Source organism: Halegenticoccus tardaugens (assembly GCF_004116405.1).
In the GTDB taxonomy this organism is placed as follows: domain Archaea; phylum Halobacteriota; class Halobacteria; order Halobacteriales; family Haloferacaceae; genus Halegenticoccus; species Halegenticoccus tardaugens.
On the sequence record NZ_SDIC01000002.1, the window covers coordinates 271285 to 293745 of the forward strand.

At 53.4% G+C, this 22461-nt stretch carries 17 protein-coding genes and 2 pseudogenes; 6 read left to right on the top strand and 13 right to left on the bottom strand.

Features of this window, described 5'->3' with window-relative positions; all coding sequences use genetic code 11:
- Positions 1-92 precede the first annotated feature (92 nt).
- Positions 93-1094: an ABC transporter permease gene (locus C3L37_RS05565; RefSeq protein ID WP_129113638.1), complete on the top strand. Its 1002-nt coding sequence runs from the start codon at positions 93-95 to the stop codon at positions 1092-1094.
- 273 nt (positions 1095-1367) lie between these two features.
- Entirely contained in the window at positions 1368-3143 is a 1776-nt protein-coding gene (locus C3L37_RS05570; RefSeq protein WP_129113639.1) for an ABC transporter substrate-binding protein, read from the top strand.
- Positions 3144-3434: 291 nt separating this feature from the next.
- Here the strand turns inward: C3L37_RS05570 and C3L37_RS05575 are convergent, their stop codons facing one another.
- Positions 3435-3659, bottom strand: coding sequence for a hypothetical protein (locus C3L37_RS05575; protein WP_129113640.1), 225 nt, complete (start codon positions 3657-3659; stop codon positions 3435-3437).
- The gene (locus C3L37_RS24710) at positions 3656-4042 is read right to left on the bottom strand and encodes a MarR family transcriptional regulator (RefSeq protein ID WP_129113641.1); all 387 of its coding nucleotides are present in this window, start codon (positions 4040-4042) and stop codon (positions 3656-3658) included. The genes C3L37_RS05575 and C3L37_RS24710 overlap by 4 nt, the downstream gene beginning before the upstream one ends.
- Positions 4043-4332: 290 nt before the next feature.
- Between C3L37_RS24710 and C3L37_RS05585 the strand changes: the two genes are divergently transcribed.
- Positions 4333-5853: an aldehyde dehydrogenase family protein gene (locus C3L37_RS05585; protein WP_129113642.1), complete on the top strand. Its 1521-nt coding sequence runs from the start codon at positions 4333-4335 to the stop codon at positions 5851-5853.
- A gap of 783 nt (positions 5854-6636) precedes the next feature.
- Here the strand turns inward: C3L37_RS05585 and C3L37_RS05590 are convergent.
- Entirely contained in the window at positions 6637-7935 is a 1299-nt protein-coding gene (locus C3L37_RS05590) for a glutamine synthetase family protein (RefSeq protein ID WP_228546119.1), read from the bottom strand.
- Between the two features lie 237 nt (positions 7936-8172).
- On the opposite strand from C3L37_RS05590, the gene C3L37_RS05595 reads away from it, so the two are divergent.
- Together C3L37_RS05595 and C3L37_RS05600 are read left to right on the top strand one after the other, a co-directional pair.
- Positions 8173-8799: a type 1 glutamine amidotransferase gene (locus C3L37_RS05595; protein ID WP_129113643.1), complete on the top strand. Its 627-nt coding sequence runs from the start codon at positions 8173-8175 to the stop codon at positions 8797-8799.
- A 179-nt stretch (positions 8800-8978) separates the two neighbouring features.
- Positions 8979-10760, top strand: a complete 1782-nt coding sequence (locus C3L37_RS05600) for a Na+/H+ antiporter NhaC family protein (RefSeq protein WP_129113644.1) — start codon at positions 8979-8981, stop codon at positions 10758-10760.
- A gap of 144 nt (positions 10761-10904) precedes the next feature.
- Here C3L37_RS05600 and C3L37_RS25670 read toward each other — a convergent pair whose 3' ends face one another.
- The 10 genes and pseudogenes from C3L37_RS25670 to dgoD all read right to left on the bottom strand — a co-directional run bounded on the left by C3L37_RS25670 (position 10905) and on the right by dgoD (position 21809).
- A complete protein-coding gene (locus C3L37_RS25670) occupies positions 10905-11159 on the bottom strand; it encodes a helix-turn-helix domain-containing protein (protein ID WP_129113987.1) in 255 nt (84 codons plus the stop codon).
- A gap of 368 nt (positions 11160-11527) precedes the next feature.
- A complete protein-coding gene (locus C3L37_RS05610) occupies positions 11528-12655 on the bottom strand; it encodes an ABC transporter ATP-binding protein (protein ID WP_129113645.1) in 1128 nt (375 codons plus the stop codon).
- An 11-nt stretch (positions 12656-12666) separates the two neighbouring features.
- Positions 12667-13503 (bottom strand): carbohydrate ABC transporter permease, encoded by an 837-nt coding sequence (locus C3L37_RS05615; RefSeq protein ID WP_129113646.1) that lies wholly within the window; start codon positions 13501-13503, stop codon positions 12667-12669.
- Complete coding sequence (locus C3L37_RS05620; RefSeq protein ID WP_129113647.1) at positions 13503-14522, bottom strand: carbohydrate ABC transporter permease; 1020 nt, start codon at positions 14520-14522, stop codon at positions 13503-13505. The genes C3L37_RS05615 and C3L37_RS05620 overlap by 1 nt, the downstream gene beginning before the upstream one ends.
- Positions 14523-14786: 264 nt before the next feature.
- Positions 14787-15980 (bottom strand): extracellular solute-binding protein, encoded by a 1194-nt coding sequence (locus C3L37_RS05625; RefSeq protein ID WP_129113648.1) that lies wholly within the window; start codon positions 15978-15980, stop codon positions 14787-14789.
- 284 nt (positions 15981-16264) lie between these two features.
- Positions 16265-17074, bottom strand: a pseudogene (locus C3L37_RS05630) (transposase); the annotation flags it as partial.
- A 151-nt stretch (positions 17075-17225) separates the two neighbouring features.
- Positions 17226-17978 (bottom strand): hydroxypyruvate isomerase family protein, encoded by a 753-nt coding sequence (locus tag C3L37_RS05635; protein ID WP_228546120.1) that lies wholly within the window; start codon positions 17976-17978, stop codon positions 17226-17228.
- Complete coding sequence (locus C3L37_RS05640) at positions 17978-19081, bottom strand: Gfo/Idh/MocA family protein (protein ID WP_129113649.1); 1104 nt, start codon at positions 19079-19081, stop codon at positions 17978-17980. The genes C3L37_RS05635 and C3L37_RS05640 overlap by 1 nt, the downstream gene beginning before the upstream one ends.
- A 784-nt stretch (positions 19082-19865) precedes the next feature.
- A complete protein-coding gene (locus tag C3L37_RS05645) occupies positions 19866-20579 on the bottom strand; it encodes an IclR family transcriptional regulator (protein ID WP_129113650.1) in 714 nt (237 codons plus the stop codon).
- A 96-nt stretch (positions 20580-20675) separates the two neighbouring features.
- Positions 20676-21809, bottom strand: a complete 1134-nt coding sequence (gene dgoD / locus C3L37_RS05650) for a galactonate dehydratase (RefSeq protein ID WP_129113651.1) — start codon at positions 21807-21809, stop codon at positions 20676-20678.
- A 190-nt stretch (positions 21810-21999) separates the two neighbouring features.
- Here dgoD and C3L37_RS05655 point away from each other — a divergent pair.
- Positions 22000-22445: pseudogene (locus C3L37_RS05655) on the top strand (zinc ribbon domain-containing protein); the annotation flags it as partial.
- Positions 22446-22461 lie beyond the last annotated feature (16 nt).

A 22461-nucleotide genomic window follows, 5' to 3' on the forward strand; every position in this document is an offset into this window, starting at 1 on the left:
TTAGCTGAGTACAATACTAACACACGTACATACTGGATACTACCACATGAGTATTCAGTGGCACTGACGACGGCAACCAGAGGTGAGGTTGTATGAGCCGCCTGCGCTACTTCGCTCAAAGGACGGCGATCACCATCGCGCTTATTTTCCTAGTGGCGTCGTCGCTGTTCTTATTTTTCCGGCTAATGCCAGGTGATTATTCGTCTTTGCTCGTCCAACAGGGGATGTCGGCTGATCAAGTCGCTCGTCTAGAGGCAAAATGGGGGTTGAATGCACCGCTGCACGAACAATACATCAGTTACATCACGAACCTACTGACTGCAGACGCTGGTCAGTCGTTCCGTCACAGCACGCCTGTTTGGGCATTAGTTCGACCTCGAATCATTAACTCGGCTATTCTGGTCTTCCCAGCCATAACAGCGACGTACATCATCGGCAGTCTCATTGGGACAGTCATCGGTCGCTACCGCGACGGTTTCTTAGAGAAGTCGAGCATTATTACCGTCTCAGTGTTCCACTCGATTCCAGACTTTTTCCTGGGTATCCTGCTCATTGCGGCGTTTTCGCAGAATTTAGGGCTGTTCCCCACGTCAGGGATGCTCTCGACAGAAACAAGTATTATGCTGAGAGGCGAGCCCTTCTGGCATCGGTTCTTCCTGAAGGAGTTCTGGCTGCACTATGCGTTACCGTTCATTACCATCACGTTGTACTTCATGCAGTACCCAGCACTCATTATGCGCAATAGCGTTGTGGAAGTGAGCAATCAAGAATTTCTCCACTACCATCGTCTCAAGGGGCTACCACGGATGAGATTGCTGAGCAAGCTCATGCGACACGCCTCACTACCGGTTGTGACACTGTACCCAATCTCACTCGCCAGTTCCATCAGCGGTTTGGTTCTGATAGAAATCGTGTTTAACTGGCCTGGTATCGGACGATTGCTGGTCGACTCAGTGCTGGCCCGTGATTTTCCCGTTATCCAGTTCGTGTTCCTCGTTGCTGCTGTGTGGGTCATCTTAGGCAACTTCCTTGTAGATCTGCTCTATGGGGTCATCGATCCTCGCGTGTCTGTCGGAGGAAAAGAAAGCGAATAACGGCCACGTGGCAGGACCAGCACCTCGTCGGGGCGCAAACCGTACATCTCTCAACTCAGCAAGCCTCCGCTTGTGGGAAGCCCCGCCGTAAACGGCGGGGAGGATGTCACCCAATGTCGCTCATCGGACACACGCAGTCAATAAATGTATCAAACACATAACCGAGTTCTCAGTCGCAAACAACCATACGTCTGTGGACCAGATATCAAAAACGGGTACTAGACTTTGTCCGATACCGAAACCTTTTTGTAATCTTATGTAACTTCTTGTGGTATGCCATCAAGTGGCAAACAGAGATCTGATCAGAATGCGAGCAGACGGCGAGTCTTGCAGACGGTTGGGGTGGCCTCGACTGCTGCGCTCGCAGGCTGTCTCGGGAATATGGGCGGTGGTGGTGGTGATTTGGGTGAACGAGTCCCAACATTAACGTTCCAGTATTGGTCCGATCAAGGCCCGCCGACAGTGCTGTTTGAGGAAACCATCTCGAATATCCGGACCGCTACCGACGAATTGGGTATTCAGATCGAAACGATGCCGATGACCACAGCCGAGGGGTTGGACGCAGTCGCGAACGATACGCGCGGCTTTCACATCGCGGTAAACAGCCACGGACCCTCTCCAGGGAGACTTGACCCAAACGAACTCTTAACCAATTACAGTATCGACTTTGCAGGCGCCAACGGCGACTATAATCCGACCAACTATGCAAGTTGCGAGTTCTCTAAATTCGCTGCACAACAGGCAAACGCTGGTGATTCTGCCAAGCGGCGTGAAGTGGTTGGTGAGGCAATGCGCGTCTTTTCAAAGGACCTCGCCTTTATCCCGACCATTGAACGGCCAACGACGGCCGCCATCAACACTAGCCAACTCCAGTCCATTGAAGCCGGCTCAGCCGGACTGACCGACACCCATTGGTCTGCACTCGTCGAGGCCGGAGTGAGCGCACAGAGTGGTACGGACAGCCTGGTCGCTAACCTGCCGTCAGAGCATCTGACGAGTAGCTTCTACCCGACCGTCGCTGACGGAGACTCCATGGGGTTGTACACGAGTTTAACACACTCGCCTCTACTTATGTACGACTCGAACTACGAACTGACGCCTGTCCTCGCAGAGGATTGGGAAACGTCTGCCGACGGGACATCAACGACATTTAACCTCCGTGAGGCAACCTTCCACAATGGCGATCCGGTTACACCCGAAGATATCAAGTGGACCTACGAGTTCCTGAGCGAGCAGTATCACGGCGGTAATTACCAGTGGACCAATCTCCCAGAGGATCTCACTGTCGAAGTCATTGACGAGAGCACCGTCAGCTTCAACACCGAAAGCCCTGCACCGACGCTCCTTACGGCAAGTCTCTCAATTTATGGCGTCCTCCCTCAGGGCCCCTACGTTGATGCCGGTATCGAGGATAATCCGACCGATTTCGACGATCCGATGATCGGTGCAGGACCCTACCGAATTGCGGCCTACAACAACCAAGAGAACATGCAGCTCGAACCACATACTGGCCATCCGATCTACGAATCTGATACACAGATCTTGCTACAGTTGTACGACAGTACGGATGGCGTGGTACGTGCGTTCCAAAATGAGGAACTGAACGTCGCGGTTTCACTACATCCTGAGGCTGGCCAACAACTGCAAAAGTCGATGGGCGATAACGTTCAGATCATCACTGGTGTGGCCCATCTCCCGTTCGGAGTCATGCCCCAGATGTCGTTCGCACCGGGTATGTTTCCTGAATTCCGTCAAGCACTCTCGCATATGATCGACCGACAGACCCTGAACGCGACATATGCATTCGGTGAGTCTCAGGTCGTAACTCATGCTACGTTCAATTCTCAAGAACATCCATGGTATAACGAAGAGGTTCTCACCCAAATTGCGGGTGAGAGAGCAGACGTTGACCAAGCAAAACAAGTTCTTGAGGATGCCGGCTGGGGATGGGATAATAGCGGTAATCTTCACTACCCTCAGGATGCGAGCATGGAAGCTTGGCCACAAGGCGAAGGGCCTCGTTCTGAGGACTTCCCTTGTCTCGGATGAGCCCCTAACGTCGGAACCCATCCCATCGGCGCTGGCAGCACCCACAAAACATATAACCGACACCACAAAATCGCTCAGCCGTCCGTGGCGACGGGTGCCTCTGACAGAACTCTCCAGCCCACGAACTCCCCACAGCCCTGAATAGCCCTCGCTGCACGCTTCTATGGTTGGAGTGGATTCTAGCATGCAGGAGGAGAATTCCACTGTTTTTATCAGTCCCAGCGTGACTAACAAAGCTCATGGAATGAGGGGTGTCGAGGCCTATTTGTGCGGCGGAGCGACGGACCCCAATTAGGTGATCCAGACCTGATCGTCAACGAGATAGATGTAGCCGCGCTTATACAGAATCTCAAAAAGTCCCTTTGCAGATCCCTCGCTAAATTTCGCAGCAAGAAGTGACCGATGTTCCTCGCCGAACGGGTGAGTATCGTTGTTCAGAATCAGCCACGGACGTGGGTTCTCACCGGATTTGAACGGGTCCGATCCCCAGACGACATCGCCGCGCTGGTAGCTCATTCAGTTGCCTCGTCCTCATCCTCGTCCTCGTCGTCGACAGCGTACTCCAACCACTCGTCCATGTCCTCCTCGCCGAAGCGGTCGTTGGCCGCCCGGGTACTCTCGAGCATGCTGGTGTAGGCCGCGATGTCGTCGTCTTCACCGAGCGCCCAATAGTTGCCCTTGTGCCGGACAAGTTCGCGATCCTCAAGGCGTGAGAGGACGACGCTGATGCTTCCGGCGTTCACGTCGGTCGCATCTCGAATCCCGCTCTGTGTGAACGCTTGGTCTGGATGCGTAGCGAGGAAGCGCATAACGCGATCGGCGTTCGTCTCTCCGGTGTGCTGGAGTCGGTCCGGTGGCGACTGACTCGGCTGAGGATGGGGGGCGTTTGACCGCCCCACAAGACAGCCAAGCCGATGCTACCCAGCAAGAGATGCTTGGAACGTATGCGTCTTGAAACCAGAGGGCCACGCTCGGCCTCAAATCCCGTGGTTGGATTCCCGCGTCTGAAGACGCGGAAGGAGGTCAGTAACTGGCCGGAATCGAATGAGAATAATCGCCGGTAGGAGGGGGTATCCAAAAGCAGTTACAAAATCGGCTAGAAAGACAGAAAATGGAACGTATATCAGTTACGATCGGATCTGTTCTTGGGAAATATTTATGGGGGTCGTTTGGCAATAATGGGCTACCGATGTCAACTGACTCCCAATCGAGTGCGAAGGGAAAAAACGAAATTTTGAATCGACACAACGATGCGGCAGCGAATGTCGTCCCCGAGACTGTCCAACTCTACATCGGCGGACAGTGGATGGAGAGCGCCTCTGGCGAGACGTTTGAAACGCGCGATCCGACCACTGGCCAAACACTTGCTACTCCTCAAGCAGGCAATTCGACGGACATTGATCGAGCCGTCGACGCTGCATGGAAAGTGTACGACGAGACATGGTCGGGATACTCGCCCGCAGACCGGCAACAGATTCTGAATACGATAGCTGATCGGGTTGATGAAAACGCGGAGGACTTCGCGACGCTGGAAACACTCGACAACGGCAAGCCGATTAGCGAAGCTCGAATCGACATGAAACTTGTCGCGGATCACTTCCGATACTTCGCGGGTGCAACTCGGATTAACGAGGGCATGACGTTACCCAGCGACGATCGACGGCATGTGCAGACACTCCGCGAGCCGTTTGGCGTCGTCGGGCAGATCATCCCGTGGAACTTCCCCCTCCTCATGGCGGCATGGAAGCTCGCTCCCGCTCTTGCTGTGGGGAACGCTGTCGTTCTCAAGCCTGCTGAAGAGACGCCGCTAACGGTGCTGAAACTCATGCACGAAATCGATGATGTCCTTCCCGATGGGGTTGTCAACGTCGTCACTGGCTTCGGCACAGAAGCGGGCGAACCGCTCACGGCGCATGAGGGGATTCGGAAGGTCGCGTTCACAGGCTCAACAGAAGTCGGGCGCGAAGTCATGAAGAACGCTGCCGAGAACATCACCAACATTACGCTTGAACTCGGCGGCAAGAGCCCCCTGATTGTCTACCCAGATGCTGATCTCGATCGTGCGGTCCAAACAACCATCACCGCGATTTTCTTCAATACTGGTGAATGTTGTTGTGCAGGATCGCGACTATTCCTCCACGCTGAAATCAAAGACGAGTTCCTTACGAAGTTGGCCAAGGCTGCCGAGAATCTGACTGTTGACGACCCCCTACTTGAGAGCACCCAACTCGGGCCGAAAGTGACAGAAGAGCAGGTCACACGCACAATGGACTACATTGACGAGGCTCGGAAGGCTGGCGCTGAATTCGTTACAGGTGGTGAGAGGCCGGATGACGAGGCCCTTGCAGAGGGATGTTTCGTTACACCCACTCTTATCGATAATATCGACCACGATAACCGTGCAGTGCAAGAAGAGATCTTTGGGCCTGTCCAAGAGGTCTTCGAATGGACCGACTATAATGAAATGATTGACCTCGCAAACGACGTGGATTATGGACTCGCTGCCGGGGTCATTACATCTGATCTCACTGAGGCCCATCGAGCAGCACGAGACCTTGAAGCGGGGAACATCTGGATCAATCAATATAACGACTTCCCAGCGGGACAGCCGTTTGGTGGTTACAAACAATCTGGTATTGGGCGTGAGACCGCATTTGAGGCCGTCGAGCACTACACCCAGACGAAGACCATCAACATGGCACTGGACTGAATAGTTTCCACGAAAGAATTTTTTTGTGTTATCCTCCTCATATGAAGACAATCCACCGCTCCACACTAACCGCTGATTCTTGATAGGGATGGCTGGCTGGCGGTCAACTACGGACGCTACGGCGTGAAGACCATGGCCCGGGCGGCAACCGCCTCACTCGGCCGTCGAGAACCCCACCAACCGGGAGAGGTTCTCCAGGCACATACCTCAGCCCGTAGCGGCGTCCTCTTCGGGGATTGGTTTGGGGATACCCTCTTGGCGCACGGTCACCTTGGACCTACCCTTGACCGCTTCGAGGGTGATGGTCACGGGGCTACGTCCGTGAACTACTCCGACCTACCGCACTCGGGCCTCCCCGGCCCTCGCTTGTTGAGGTCGGGGCTTCCTGTTTCTGCGTCGAAACTTGCACCCGACGTGGGCACAGCGGTTCCAGACTCCGCAGGCGACTTCCCGTTACGGGTGGTTCGGAGTGTCCCACTCCTACCAAATGGACACTCGGCCATACCCGACGGTGCGCGCTTATTGTCGCGCTTGAACACCGCCGGGAGCGTGGTGAGCATCGTACTACCTGCTTCGACCGCGCGGGTAGTAAAGTCGCCGCAGACAGTGAACGTGAACTATGCGGGCGCTGTCTCCCCTCCCTGCTCGCGGCTTCGCCGCTCGCTGAGGAAGGAGGCGTAGCCCCCTCGATTAAAGCTCAACATATACAACTTTTATTTGTACATTTGGTGACATCTGGGACAAAGGGCGCTACACCATATCAGATCGTGTGAAACCGAACGATCAGAGCGTCTTCACATACTGATCGCGCTCCCACTGTGTGACGTGGTTACGGAAGGCTCGCAGTTCACACCGTTTCGCTGCAGTGTATACTTGAATGATTTCTGGACCAAGAATCTCACTGAGCGTTTTGTCGTTCTCTAACGCCTTTAGAGCGAGTTCGGGCGAGGGAGGAAGATTTGGCCTTCGTCTAGTGGGATTCCCATTAACAGGCTCGGACGGCTCAATTGCTTCCTGGAGGCCATGTAATCCTGCCGCAATAGTGCTTGCGATGACAAGATATGGATTGGCATCAGCGCTGGCGATGCGGTTCTCTATACGGGTTACCCCGGGTGGGATTCGAATGGCAGTCATTCGGTTATCATACCCCCATGAGGCAGTATACGGCGCGAACGATCCAGGTTCGTAACGCTTGAAGCCGTTGAGGTTCGGCGTTCCAAGTGCTGCGAGCGAGTCTGCGTGCTCTATCAGCCCCCCGACGAAGTGACGGCCGTGATCGGATAGTTCCCCATCATCAGCGAAGACATTCACGTCGTCGTTGAACGCACTGACGTGCAGATGATAGCCGTTGCCAGCTCGGTTTCCGTACGGCTTCGCCATGAACGTAGGCCACTGATTCTGATCGCGACCCACTTGCTTAACCAATCGCTTGAAATCGAACGTCGTGTCGGCTTGCGCGAGTGGTCGTCCGTAATCGAACAGGACCTCGAGCTGACCCGCTCCGTGTTCATGCTGAAGCGAGTGGATATCGATGCCATAGTTTGCAGCTAATTTGGTGAGCCGATTGTAAAACGGCGAGACTTCCTCGGTTGCCCAAGTAACACATTCGTGGTTGTCTGCAGTCGTTGGTCTGTAGTCTTTGTCCGTCTCTTCAAGCAGATAAAATTCGAGCTCACTTCCGACGTAAAAGTTGAAATTGAACTTATTTTGATCTAAGACACGCTTCAAAACCGTTCGAGGGGCTCCATTCACCACTTTTCCCTCGTGTTCGAAATCGCATATGACCCGAGCAGCATCATTCCGCCACGGAATGACGGAGAATGTCCTCGGATCCGGATGGACCACACCGTCGCCGTAATTAATCTCCGCGCCGAAGCCAGTTCCATCAGGAACATCGTTTCGTGGTGTCTGTGCAAGTAGTAGAAGATTCATCGCGAACCCATCTTCCCAATTTTCGAGGAAGTAATCGGCTGCGAGCTGTTTGGATCGCGAGATACCGTTTATATCCGGGAATTCAATGAAGACGTGATTGATGTCATCGTGTTCGATTCGAGAAACCATCTCTGCAGATGCGTCTGACACGTCGATCACCTCCCACCAGTAGGTAGTATTGGTCTCCTTGAGATGGTAGCGGAGCGGTAGTGATAGAACAATAGAATATCTAAGAACTCGTACGTACTGGACATCCAATCACCCCACTGAGTTTTCACATCTGGTTTTCTAAAGAGTACCATGGGAATTGGTCACTATCGTTTCCGTAACTGCTCAAATACAATCGAGGTACTATAATTTATTGCTCTCCCTCAATATCGAGTACTCATGATACTCGTCCTCGACGACGAAGTTAGACCCGCGTATCGCTATCTTGGGCCAGAAATTGTCCGCCTTATCGATGAGAGTGATTACCATATTTATGCTGAAGACAGAGATCACCCCCCGATCGAGAAGTACGACGGGGTCGTCATCAGTGGTAGCACGGCAAGCGTGTATGAAGAAGGATATCCTTGGATTGAAGCACAGATAGCGCTTATTCAAACTTGTCTTGAGCAACAGGTGCCGCTTTTGGGCATCTGTTTTGGACACCAACTTATTAACGCTGCACTTGGGGGGGAGGTCATCAAAGATCAGCGTCGAGCGACGTTCGTCGAGATGACGGCGGTTGATTCAGGCGATCCAATCCTTACAGATGTTGGGTCGATCGTACCTGTCCTACATTCGGATTTGGTCGTCGAACTAGGTACGGATATGGAAGTTATCGCAGAAACAGAGTACAATGAATACTTTTGCACTCGTCATGTTGAGCAACCGGTCTGGACTGTTCAATTCCATCCCGAGTTTACTGTTCGCGTACGAGACCAGCCAAGCGACTGGTCAGATGGAGATCATTCATTCGACGAGTGCAATGCAACGAAAGCAATCAAGAATTTTGTCACGTACTGTCACTGATTACATCTCCTGTGAGTTGACAATTTGACCGATAGCGTGCATGTACGGATAGAATCAAGTCCAATATTTCAATTCTATAATGAACTCCAGAGTAATCTGGGTTGGATTATTAAATGTCGTTTTATACAATCCGAAATATTTGGGTAAATTTATGGGGAGGCATAGTCAATGGTTGGCACATGCCAGCCGAGACATATGGTGCGTGGTCACTTGTGCCACTCCTACTGGCGATTGGACTCGCCCTTATAACTAGAAAAGCAGCTTTGGCGCTGTTTATAGGCGTCTGGTCTGGAGGGATTATTCACAAATATCAAAAGAGTACAACCCTACTCGAGGGTTATTTCGAGACGGTTGGGGCTCCCGGTGCCGAAGTGTTGGGACAAATCCTAGGGGTGTTTGTCGCCGGTATTTTGGGTCTCACTGAGGCCTTGCAATGGATCACCGAGTCTGCGGGTGACAGCGTGTTCAATATGCAGATTATCATTTTTTGTCTCCTCTTAGGCTCTGCGATAGCGATGATTTGGAAACTTGGAGGAACGCATGCGGCAGCAAATTGGGCCACGAATTATATCAGCACGAAACGAAAAGCGGGGCTCGTCGCTTGGGGACTTGGTCTAATGATGTTCTTCGATGATTACGCTAACTCTGCGATCGTCGGCACCACCATGAAAGATATCTCCGACAATCTCCGAATGTCGCGTGAGAAACTCTGTTATATTGTGGATTCAACAGCCGCCCCGGTCTCGACGATAGCTCTCTCTTCGTGGGTAGCATTCCAGATGTCAATGATTGACGCCGGTTACAAAGCAACGGACATCGCGCAAAATGAAGTTCCATCATCATTTGTCATTTTTGTCCAATCAATTCCTTTCAACATGTACTCAATTCTGGCAATATTTATGGTTGGTATCATTGTCGTTACCGGCTGGGACTATGGGGCCATGCTGACCGCCGAACATCGCGCAGCAACAACTGGAAAGGTCAATAGAGACGATGCCGAACCGCTGCAGGACATCGAAGGAGAATTCGGTGAGCCAGACGTTAATAATCCTCGACTACGCGTGTTTGGGGTACCGGTTCTCGTGCTCGTCATGGTGATGATTATTGGGGCTCTCAGTACTGGATACTCTGAAGGTGCGGGATTGTATGATATGATTTTAGAGGCTGACTATGCCGCCGCGCTCGTGATTTCAGCATTCGCCATGGTCGCTACTACGTTCTATTACGCATACAAATACGATCTCCAATCGGTTGGCGAAAGTGTGGATACCACGATCAATGGATTCAACATGATGATGACTGCGTTGACGGTCCTTGTCCTTGCTTGGTCGATTGGTGAGGTCGTCAGCGTGCTTGGGACTGGTGAATTCGTCGCAACATATGCTGATAAATTTCTTTCACCAGAGATACTACCTATTATCGTATTAGCTCTGGCAACGTTCATGGCATTTACGATGGGTGATTCATGGGCCGTGATGTCCATTTTGACGCCCATTGCCGTGCCCGTCGCATGGAACCTCACTAGCGATCACGTAATGGTCTCCGTTATCGTAGGGGCCGTCTTCTCCGGGTCGATTTTCGGGGATCACACATCGCCAATCTCACCGACTACAGTTCTCTCTGCAACATTTACTGGTGCCGATCTCATCGACCATGTCCGAACCCAGATCTATTATGCGATTCCCGTGGTCGCCGTAGCAGGTTTGCTCTTGCTTCTCTGGGGGTATGGCGGGTCTATTTGGGGACGTTCGATTTGGGCAGCCGTCGCTTTGATTCCGATCGGCGTTCTGATCTTGATTGGTTTGACCTACGGACTTTCACGATTTGATGTGAAAAGGAAGAACGTTGATTTGTCCGAAATCCGCCTTACCCATTCATCTTCCCCCGTACGCCCGGATGGTGATGGAAGAATGGGTAAAACGAAACGCGATGAGTTCAACTCATCATCTGATAATCATTAATACCATTTTTCTTAGTTTTATTTTATTTATAGATAAATCGCGTGTGTAGAGTGCGTTCTCGCAGTGCAGAAAGTAAAACGAGGTCAGTGGTCGGACCAGATTCGACACCTCCTGCATATACATGATTGTTAATCTGTTAGGTATTCACGTGAGTGGAAACAAGGATCGTAGGAGTTTCGACTCGGCCTTTCGTAGATGTTCGGCTGCTGTGCTGGGCGCACACCCCATCTGTGCGGCGACAGTCTCATAGTCACCTTTACGAGGAATACCGTAGTAGCCGACATCAATGGTGACTGTTACGGCTTCGTGCTGCCGCGTAGCTTTAATCGAGGGCGATACGTCCCCTTCCTCAACGAGCGCCGAAGGCGCGAGTAGGGAGGGAAGACAGCGCCCGCACAGTTTACTTTCACTGTCTGGGCATCTTTACTAACCGCGCGGTCGAAGCGGGTAGTATAATGCTCACCACGGTTCCACTGGTGTTCACACGTGGTTCGAAACGGCTTCGCCGTGTCGTCATCACGAAAGGCGTGTCGCGCCTTTCGAACGACGACAAGACGCGTGCATCGGTTGGTGTGGCCGAGTGTCGAATCGGGAGGAGTGGGTCACTCCGACCCGCCCAGCGAGGGAACCGCCTGCGGTGTCTGGAACCGCTGTGTCCATCTCGGATGCACGTTCTGACGCAGAAACAGGAAGCCCTGTCCTCAAGGAGCGAACGGCCAACGCTGTGAGCGAGTAGGGTAGGTCACGAGGTCACTTAGGCAGGAAGATCAACGCCCCGCCTGGACATACTGATCGTAGTTAGCGTCAACGTCACCCGTCTTGGTCTTGATTGCCTCGGTTGTCTCCGTGTCAAAAAGATACAGATCATCCTCATCGAAGCCGAATGTGACGGACGCTCCCTCTTCAGGACGGATCTGGCTATCAATTCGAGCTGTTAGATCAATATTACCCATGTAGGCGTAGAGGAAATTTTCGTTACCCATCTCCTCGACGACAGAAACGTCGCTGGGTATGCTCCCCCCAACAACCAAGTTCAAGTCTTCTGGTCGAATCCCGACGCGAACGCGATCTCGATCCTTGATGAGTGAGGCGTCACTCATCGTGTACTCAAATCCGCCTGGGCCGGAGAGCGTGTCTCCCTCGATGGTGACGGTGAAGAGGTTAATGCTCGGACTCCCGATGAATCCGGCGACAAACTCATTCGTCGGAGACCGGTAAACCTCACTCGCTGTTCCGACTTGTTGGAGTTCGCCTCTGTTGAGAACTGCAATTCGGTCACCCATAGCCATCGCTTCCGTCTGGTCGTGCGTGACATATGCCGTTGTGACACCGAGTTTCTGCTGGAGTTCTTGGAGTTCAGTCCGCATAGTCGAGCGGAGTTTAGCGTCGAGGTTCGATAATGGCTCGTCCATCAGGAATACCTCAGGATCGCGGATAATCGCCCGACCGAGTGCGACACGCTGTTGCTGCCCTCCAGAGAGTTCCTTCGGCTTCTGACCGAGAAGTGGCTCAAGGCCGAGCATTTCAGCAACGTTTTCGACTTCAGTATTGATTTCCTTGGACGATCTCTTGGTCGAGAGTCGGAGCGGGAATCCAATGTTCTTGCGCACGGTCATGTGCGGATACAGTGCGTAGTTCTGGAACACCATCGCAACGTCTCGTTCACGTGCGCGTTTGTCAGTGACCTCCTCACCGTTGAACTGGATCGATCCGCTCGTCACGTCTTCCAATCCGGCAATACACCGGAGGGTCGTTGTCTTCCCGCAGCCGGACGGCCCGACGAAGACGAGGAACTCCCCATCCTCGATGGTCAGGTTGAAGTCATCGACTGCAACGATCTGTTCACCGCCGTCACCGAATTCCTTGCGTAGGTTTGTGATGTCGATTTTTGCCATAGGTGATCACCTTATTGTTTGACCGATCCTGAAAGAATTCCTTTGATGAAGTATTGCTGCATGGTCAAGAACACGACAAAGATCGGCGTCACAGCAAGTGAGGTTGCGACCATAATTTGGTCGAAGTACACGCGCTGTTGGCCGACAAGTTCCGCAAGAGCAAGCGGAATTGTATACATTTTCGGATCCTGTAAGATCACCAGTGGATACAGGAACGCCTGCCACTGATTAAGGAACAGGATGATCGCCAACGCCGCTAGCGACGGAAGCATCGTCGGCAGCGCAATCTTATAGTACAATTGGAACTCCGTCGCACCGTCCATGCGGGCTGACTCCAGTAAAGAGTCAGGGATCGCCTTCATGTTCTGTCGCATCAAGAATATTCCGAGCGGATTCGCCGCCCAGGGCAGAATTACCGCGAGATACGAGTTCGTCCAGCCAATCTGGACCATCAACAAGAACAACGGAATGATTAGCAGTTGAATCGGAAGCACCAGCGTAGCCAAAATAAAGTAGAACAGTGGTTCCTTGAACCGAAACTCGTACTTCGCGAACGCGAATCCGGCCATCGAGCACAGTACCAACGAGAGGATCGTGTATGAGACCGAAATCAGAATGCTGTTGCCCATACTTCTGATGAAGTCCACGTTTTCCTGGAGTTGTTGGAAGTTCTGGAACCACTGAGCTCCCGGAAGGAGTTGCGGTGGCCATGAGAAGAACTCTGACTGGGGAATCGTCGCCGCAACGATCATCCAGTAAAGGGGGATCATCACGAGTACGACGATCGTGAGCAGGAAGATGTAACTTCCGAATGTCCAGAGGGCTTCCTTTCGATCGGCTGAACGCATTATTCTCCACCTCCATATTTGATTTGGACAATCGACATGATGCTCACGAGAAGGACGAGAATAACCGAAACGGCACTCGCGTATCCAAGATTCAGTTGGAGGAACGCTTGGTTGTAGATGTACTGCACGATCGTGATCGTTGCGTTTGACGGACCGCCACCGGTGATAACATACGGCTCTGCGAAGATCTGGAAGGTACCGATTGTCGAGGAAACAACGACGAATAATAATACCGGTCGGATCTGCGGCAACGTCACGAACCGGAACTTTTGCCACCGGGTCGCACCGTCGATCTCAGCAGCCTCATACAGCTGTTGGGGAACTGTTTGGAGGCCGGCCAAGAAGATGATCATATTATACCCAAGCCAGCGCCAAGTGACTGCGATCACCAGCGTCATGCGTGCGCCCCAGGTGCTCCCTAACCACGCGACCGGTGACAGGCCAAGCTCTGTAAGGACATAGTTGACCAGTCCAACTTGGTCGTTGAACAGTAACAGGAAGATCGTCGAATACGCAACCAAACCAGTCGCGACAGGTAGCGCAATCAGCGTCCGAAACAGGCCCTTCGCTCGGATGAATTTTGAATCCAATACGAGTGCGGTTGCCAGCCCCAGAATCACCATTAGCGGCACCTGCACGAAGAAGATGAACGACGTGTTGAACAGGGATGTATGGAATAGCGAGTCTCTGAAGATAAGTCGCTCGTAGTGGGCCAGCCCGACGTACTCTAGGTTCGCGATTTGCGGGATCGTGAGCACCAGTGGGCCCATCTGGATTTCGAGGAAGATCTCGTTCGAGACGCTGACGTAGTCAAAGAATGAAAGATAGAATGTGTATACCGCTGGAAATAACAGGAAGATGCCGAAGAGGATGAAAAACGGTGAGATGTAAGCATACGGGAGTCCCGGAATCGTCGGCACGACATGAGAGATGTCCTGCCGGGTGTACCGGAACCGATCGGAGAGTCTCCTGTACGCCCCTGACGAGCGGACTCTCGATTGAATAGCGGTGCGGACCATCGGTGTCAGCTGCCTCCACGGCTTACTTCTTCTGTCTGGGAGTCGCTGTCACATACCGAAGCGACGGATACTATAGCATCAACTGACAGGACGGGTGGCTGTAAACCAGTTACATCGCCGGACAGCAGCCCATCGCGATCGCGCTGCCCTGGGCGGTAATGCAACGCCGGGTGCGTCATTTCATTCCTGATGTGTGGTGTCTCAGTAGCCATGAGTTTTGGTATGAAAGACGTTCTTGGATCTGATGAGAGCTGATTTGGGTTCTTAGGCCAATTCACGGTCAGTACGGTCTGCGACAGTTTGGGCGGCCGCTTCGACTGCTTGCTGCGGTGATTTGTTCCCGTTAAGCATGTTCCCGAGTTCGGTCTCTATCGCGTCCTGCACCTCGGGCGTGTCTGTCGTGTACCGGTAGGGCTGAATCTGCTCGGCAACTTCTGCGAAGATGCTGAAAATAGCCTGTCCGCCGTAGAAGTCGAGCTCCCGTTCGTAGATATCGGCCTCGTACGCCGTAGTCAACGAGGGGAACAGCCCGAACTCCTCAAGCATCTTATTTTGCACCTCAGGAGTAGTCATCGCATATAGGCAGTAATCGAAGGCACGATTGACCGTTTCCTCGTCGTCGATCTGTGACGGAATCGCCATGTTCGACCCACCACGGTTCGACGCACGGTTTCCGCCCTCTTCGAACGGAGGGAGTTTGTAGACGCCCCAGTCCCCCGCCGTATCCGGGAGTTCCGCACGCAGCGTCCCGTCCATCCACGCCGCACTCGGGAGGGACGCGAGGCTTCCCTCGGCGAAGGACGTAAACCATCCACCGGACCACAGTTCGATGCGTGTCGTGATACCGGCGTCGGCCATATCCTTGATCAACTGCGCAACGGCAACACTGTCCTCACTGGCGACGGAAATAGCGCCGTCGTCGGTGAATGCCTGACCACCACGCTGGCGAAAGAGCATCCGCCAGAGTTGAGACATCTCCTGTGGAGGGAGATTGATCATTGCGACATCGTCTGGGAGTTTCTTCCCAGCTTCAATGAAGTCGTCCCACGTTTTGATATCGTCGGGATTGATACCAGCATCCTCATACACATCTCGCTTGTAAAAGATGCCAGTCGGGCCGATGTCCCACGGGATGGCGTAGTAGGTGTCGTCGTGACTGACCGTCTCCCACTTGCTCTCGACGATGTTCTCTACGATACCCGCTTGCTCAATTCTGGACGTGAGATCCAGCAGCCCGCCGATACTGGCGTAGTTCGTCACGTCGTAGTTCTGCACGGCCGAAAAGTCAGGCGCACCGCTCCCGCTCGTGACGGCCGTTTGGAACCGTTGTTCCCAAGCATCGCCGCCCAGCTCTTCGACCTTTACGTCCACATTGTGCTCCTTGTTGTAGCTCTCTGCTGCTCCTTGAAGGGATCTGGCCGCGATGTTCCACGCCCAGCCAGTGGCGGACTGTGCCATCTTTCCTGTTCCTGTTCCTGTGCCGTTACCACCGTCATTCTCCGCACTGCCGCCGGTTCTGACACTGCACCCTGCCAACCCGGCCACTCCCGCAACTCCGAGCGATCGCAGTAGCTGTCGGCGCCGTGCGTTCAATTCTGAAGGCTTTTCCATGAGGTATACAGTGTCACGATGTAGAGAAGGTATATTAAAATAACGGTGACAACAATTCCGGGTACGGGAGTTGCAGACAATGACATCCTCCCCGGCGTAAACGCCGGGGTTCCTCGCGCTGAGGGTATCGACTACCGACCCACGGAGGCAACTTGCGGGTTCGTGCGCTCCACGTTGGAACAAGAGCGTGGTGACTCTGACCATGAATGGTCGTTCCACTTGAGGCGCACAGGCCGTGCCATCGGCCGTGCTACGTTGGTTTGCGGTCTCAGGAACGTCTCTGACGCCGTGAGGTCCGCGTCCCCCTCGAAGTGGTTCGAGAGACCAAAGATCTCTCGTCATCACGAAAGGCGCGGAGCGCCTTTCGAACGACCGCACGGGCACGTCAGCGTATCGCGGTGGCGTGTTGTCCGGTCGGTCGAACCACAGTTCGGACACTTTTGAGAGGTCCACGCTTCCGAGCGAAGCTCCACCGAGATACCGTACTCCTCGGCGGTACACGCGAGCTGGTCGATGAACTGCCGGAACGCCCAAAAGCTGTGCGTCTTGGTGTTCGCTTCGACCGACCAATGCGAGTCGAGTACATCGGTGAGCGCCCCGACGTACACCGTGGAGAGACCCTCGCTGTGCAATCGTTCGATGAGGTCGCGGGCGAGTGCGGCTTGGGCGTGGTCGCGGCGGCGCGTCCGGCGTCGGTACAGCGAGCGTATCCGATTCGAGGAGTACCGGCCATCGTCCAAGAACGACTGGGGCCGTGCGATTTCTCGCGTCGTCTCGCGGAGCTTGTCAAACAGATTGAGCCCTTCATACAGCAGTTTTGTGCCGGTTGTGGTCGTACAGGCGACGAGATTGTTCGCACCAATTTCCAGCGCGGCGGTTTCGTCCGCCAGTGGTTGTGCCAGTCGAGAAGTGTCGATTGTGATTGGCTGAAAGGCCCTGAATCATACAACCACGTGCTTCCTGACTGGGTTGAGAAGTGTCGGATCTTTCGATGAACGCCAGACAGTGTGCCTCTCCGATGTGCCGAAGAAATGTCAGCGTATCATGTGTTGCTCAGAGAAGGCATTCGGTACGGTCTCTGAGCGCTCTCCATCAAGCCCAATCTCGAACGGCGGCCATTGCCTCGTCTCGATCGTGTGTCGGCGCAAATTCGCAGCCGACATAGCCGTCATAGCCGGCCTCGTCGATCGCTGCGAAAATGTTTGCGTAATTCAACTCACCTGTCCCTGGTTCGTGACGACCTGGCACGTCGGCAACGTGAATATGCCCGATTGACTCAACGTTCTCCGTGATTGTTTGAATGACGTTCCCTTCGGTGATCTGTTGGTGATAGACGTCATACAGTAACATGACGTTTGGTGATCCAACTTCATCGACGATTTCGAATCCCTCGTTGCTCGTCGTCAAGTAATAGCCTGGGTGATCGACACGCGTATTCAACGGTTCGAGTGCGATGGTGACGCCGGCGTTCTCGGCGTCAGGCGCAACCTGCGAGAGCACGTTGACGATAGAGTCATGTTGTGTTGCACGATCCAATTCGTCATGGTCGGGTCCGGTCGTCGCGATTAGCGTCGGAATCTCCAAACTCGCCGCCATGTCGATCGATTCCCGGATAGTCTCGACGGCGACGTCGGCTTCCTCAGGATCGGTCAGTACACCACCGGCGACGCAGCCGACGATCTTGACGCCTGCCTCGTTGGCCGCCGTCACGACGGCCTCTAGGTCCTTTTCGCGCCAGTCCCAGAACTCAACGGCGTCAACGCCGGCTGCCGCAGCGTGGTGTATTCGTTCGTGAAACGGATCACCGTCATAGACCATCTCAATACAGACTGATAACTGGGCCATCAGTCACCACCTGTACTCGGCGTAAGCGCACCCGAATCAAGCATCGCCCGAAGCGGATTGTCCTCAATCGTCAATGGGAGATCGACGCGGCCGCGGCATCTGGACGATTCCCACGTTGCAAAGATGAGTTCCGTTGCGTTGAGCGCATTCTCCGCACAGAGTTCTGGCGTTTCATCTTCGCGAAGACAGCGTACGTTCTCTGCGATAGCGCGGTCAATGAACTCCCAACCATGAAGGCCGTCCTCTGTTTCCACCGACGCCCAGTCTCCACCGTCCTGACGGATACGAAGTGGGGGGAGCACTTCGTTTTCGTCGTCACTTTGCGGGCCAACTTCGATGACACCTTTCGTGCCGATCAGGCGGTTATGGCATGCGAAGGCACTGGCGGGGCCACCGGTTCCGGAACTGTCGGACGCCGCGATCCCGTGAACGCCGTTTTCGTACTTCCAGTGGACGATCGCCTGATTTTCGTTGTGGGTACCGAAGAGAATGTTCTCTGTGGAGTAGTCGATCTGTCCAAGCACCCACTTACCCGGTGTCTCGTCGTTGAAGTAGTTGCAGAGGTCGAAAGAGTGGCTCCCATAGTCGAAGATGCCGACCGGTGCAGAAAATTCGACGCGCTGGAGATCGCCGATTTCACCGCCATCGAGTAGCTTTTTTGCGGTCCGGACGGCGTCGCTGAACCGTCGTTGGTGGTTGAACGTGAGTTGAACGCCGTAGCGATCGGCCTCTTGAGTCATCAGCTTCGCGCCACCGTAGGTGTCGGCCATGGGCTTTTCACAATGGATCGCCTCTACGACACCACTGCGGATGCAATCGATCGTGATGTCATCGTGCACCGCCGGCGGGACGCAGATTGAAACGATGTCTGGCTCAATCGCTTGCAGCATGGCTTCGTAGTCTTCGAAGACGTTGTCATCGTCGAGTCCGAACGCTTCAGCGAAGGCTTGGGCGTTTTTGAAAATGATGTCTGCACAGGCGACGAGATCACAGCCATCGGTGTTTTCATAGCCTGCTGCGTGGTGATATGCCATTGCGTATCCGTCACGTCCAGGATCTTCGGGCTCTGCTCCAGTGCCAATTACGGCTACTGTGTAGGTCATACCAGCGTTAGTTTCCGGTGTCGTGATAAAAACACGTTGTGAAGCGGCAACGTGGGCATCTTGCGGACCAATCGAACCAGAGCACGCTCGCTTCGTCTATGGCTAGTAAACACGGTTGATACAGCTTCGGGTCCCTACCCTTCGGATGTATACTAATTGTTTACTCGGGTCATACCCGTTACAGACCTAATTCAGTAATACAAGACCAAGATTGGTGTATACTATTTGTGGAATAGATACGTGTTCAATTCCTACCTGACTAGAAAGCAACCGTGAAGGTTACACAGACGCCTATTCGTCTCAGTTTTCTGCCTCGGTTGTGGATCAGCGGAGGGTGTCACAAACCAATCGATAATTTATGAATATCAATTAAAGTGATGTGAATGTGCAATCGGCGATATTCATTATAACCTATATTTTCGACAGAATCAGACACGGACAGCCGAAATAATCAGAATACAGATCTGACATGTTCGGTCTATAGTAGCACAGTAGATGATATCTATATCATTTGTATGTTCAAACAATATTGTTCAAGAAGCATCCTCCCAGTAGTCGCAAAGGAGAAGGACAATGTTCGTAGCAGCGAAGCACCAGTGGAAGAAATCTACTTCGGAATATTGTCAAAATACGGGCGATGAGGCCATTGCCGCGTGTGAGAACAGTATCCAAAAGGGAGAGGTGATAGTTCACGTGCGGACGATCGCTCTCTCCAGGCTGGAACCATTCGTTGTGCCGTGATAATAATAATAAGAATATAGATATAATTACCATCTCAGCGGATTTATAGCATTTCAACACGTATCTTGTTTGCAGTGTCTGTGAGTAATCCGCTGATATTATACTCCACGTCGAGACTAGTTGCTCGCTCGGAGGAGATGACTATCTCGATAGCCGCCACTGGGTGACCTGAGGGATCGATAACCGGCGTCGCAATGGATGTCCACTTTCGTGAAAAGGAAAGCGGCTCTTCAAGAAGCTGCCGCTCTCTGAGTTCTTTAAGTTGAGAGGCTAGCTTTTGGTCTTGTGCTTCGATCAGGTTGTCGTGTCGCTCACGCGGGAGGTGCGCCAGAATTACCTTTCCGGGGGGACTTTGCACAAGAAGTTCGCTATCACCTCGGCTTCTAGGGTAGGTATTTTGATCCGTAGAGGGGGCTGTGTGAACGCAGTGGCATCTATCGTCGTTATTAATCCAAAGATTAGTTGGCGCATTAAGCGACTGTGCTAGGTCATCGATCTTCGGTGTTTGTTTGAGTAAGAACTGTGAATACGTGTTTCCGAGCCCGTACTCAGTGAGCTTTGGCCCTAGGACGTAGACTCCGTTGCGATTTACGAGGGCACTTACGTCGACGAGTGTACGCAGATGTTTGTACACACCCCCTCGGGAGAGCTCTGTCGCAGTAATTAGCTCCTTCGCTGTAGCGCCTTGAGATTCGTGGATTATGTCCAGAATCTCGAAGGCTGTCTTTGTAGCCGCGATTCGATCTTGCTGAGGCATGCTCACGGGAATGTAATCTATCCAAATAAGTATACGGATAGTGTACTTCGCCATCGACCGACACGAGACCAGCCCCCTAGACGATTAGGTCGATCATCACCACTCGACGAGACTGCCGTCGTCGTATTGACGAGTTGGCGTTCGCCAGTCACTGACATTCCCTGCGTGGTCTTGGATTCCCTCTTCGTTGACGACGATCCCTAGACCGGGTCTCTTAGGAAGTGTCACATAGCCGTTCTCGCTTCGGAACTCGTCGACATTGTCGATGTATGCGTCGATGTATCGCTCATCTAACGAGGGTTGGAGGACAGCGTTCGGTATATGGTGACTGAGTTGCGTACTCGCGGCATAGGCAATTGGTCCGACAGAGCAGTTCATCATCAGCTGTGCACCGTATGTCTCAGCCATGGAGCCAATATTCGTGATCTCAGTGATTCCTCCAGCGTGAGAGATATCCGGCTGCACGATATCAACTCGACCCACTTCCAAATGAGGACGGAACTCCCATCTCGAATACAGTCGTTCGCCAAATGCGATCGGCGTATCGCAGTTTGACGGCCGCTCGAACAGGTGTAAATGTTCTGGACGAACCGGCTCCTCAACGAACATCGGATCGAACGCATCGAGACGTGATAGTAAACGTGGGACCATGGTCGTAGAGATATGTCCATGTAGGTCAATCCCGATGTCGATCTCTCTTCCAACTGCGTCTCGAGCAACGTCGAAATATTCACACAGTGCGTCGATGTCTGCGGTTGATTCGAGAGGGGACGTTTGGTACGTGGTCAGGAGTTTGAGCGTGGTGAACCCATCTTCGACCGCGTCCGTGGCCAATTCGGCAATTTGATTGGCCTCATCAGGGATGAGTTTCTTGTAAACGGAGACGCGTTGTCGAGTGCTGCCACCAAGGAGATCACAGACGGATTCGTTGCAGTGTTTGCCTTTGATGTCCCAGAGCGCTTGGTCGATACCCGCAATGGCGCTCATCAAGATCGGTCCTCCGCGGTAAAACCCATCGCGATACATCCGTTGCCAGAGGTCTTCTATCTGGGTTGAGTCTTCTCCGAGCAGGTACCCATCCATGAGCTCTTCAACCGCGGTTTTCACGGTGTCAGCTCGCCCCTCAAGTATTGGTTCCCCCCAGCCTGTGGTCCCATCCTTGGTTTCGATCTTCAGAAAGAGCCATCGGGGCGGCACTTTGAACAGTTCGTAATCGACGATCTGCACCATACTCGTCCTCACAGTGTTCGACTGTGTTAAGGTTACTCACCCTTTCTGAAAGCGGTGTCTCATTCTGTAAGCTACCCACGACTCAAGTCGTGGGCTTTTCCCCGAAGGTTTCGGCGCACGACTCGGTCACTCGTGGGCGCGGTTCACGGCGGCAGGACGGGCACACGGAGGGGATTCTTGCGTGGTTTTCAACCCGGTGACCGTTCTCGAAGACCTGTCGTACATCCGTGAGCATCTCGACTACGGGAAGTGGATGAACCGCCGTCTCCACAATTGGGCATTCGCACGTCTCACCGGACGCATTGAAGACAAGGCCCGTGACGCCGAGATTCCGGTTCGGTTCGCGAATCCCGCCTACACGTCGCAGACGTGCCACGTCTGCGGCCACCTCGGTTCTCGCAGTTCGCAGGCGGCGTTCCGATGCACGAACGATGAGTGTTGGGTGACGGAGTACCAAGCAGACATCAACGCGGCGGCCAACATCGCCGGTCGCCTCAACCCGTGGGGAGAGAGCCTGTCGCTGAAACCGACGGGCGATGACTCGCCACGGGACGAGAGTGCTTGTGACAGCACCACAGGACACCGCACGCCGAGTCCGAAACCGTACAGACGACGCTTGCGGCGTTTCAGTCCTGAAACCTCCCTCGACGCG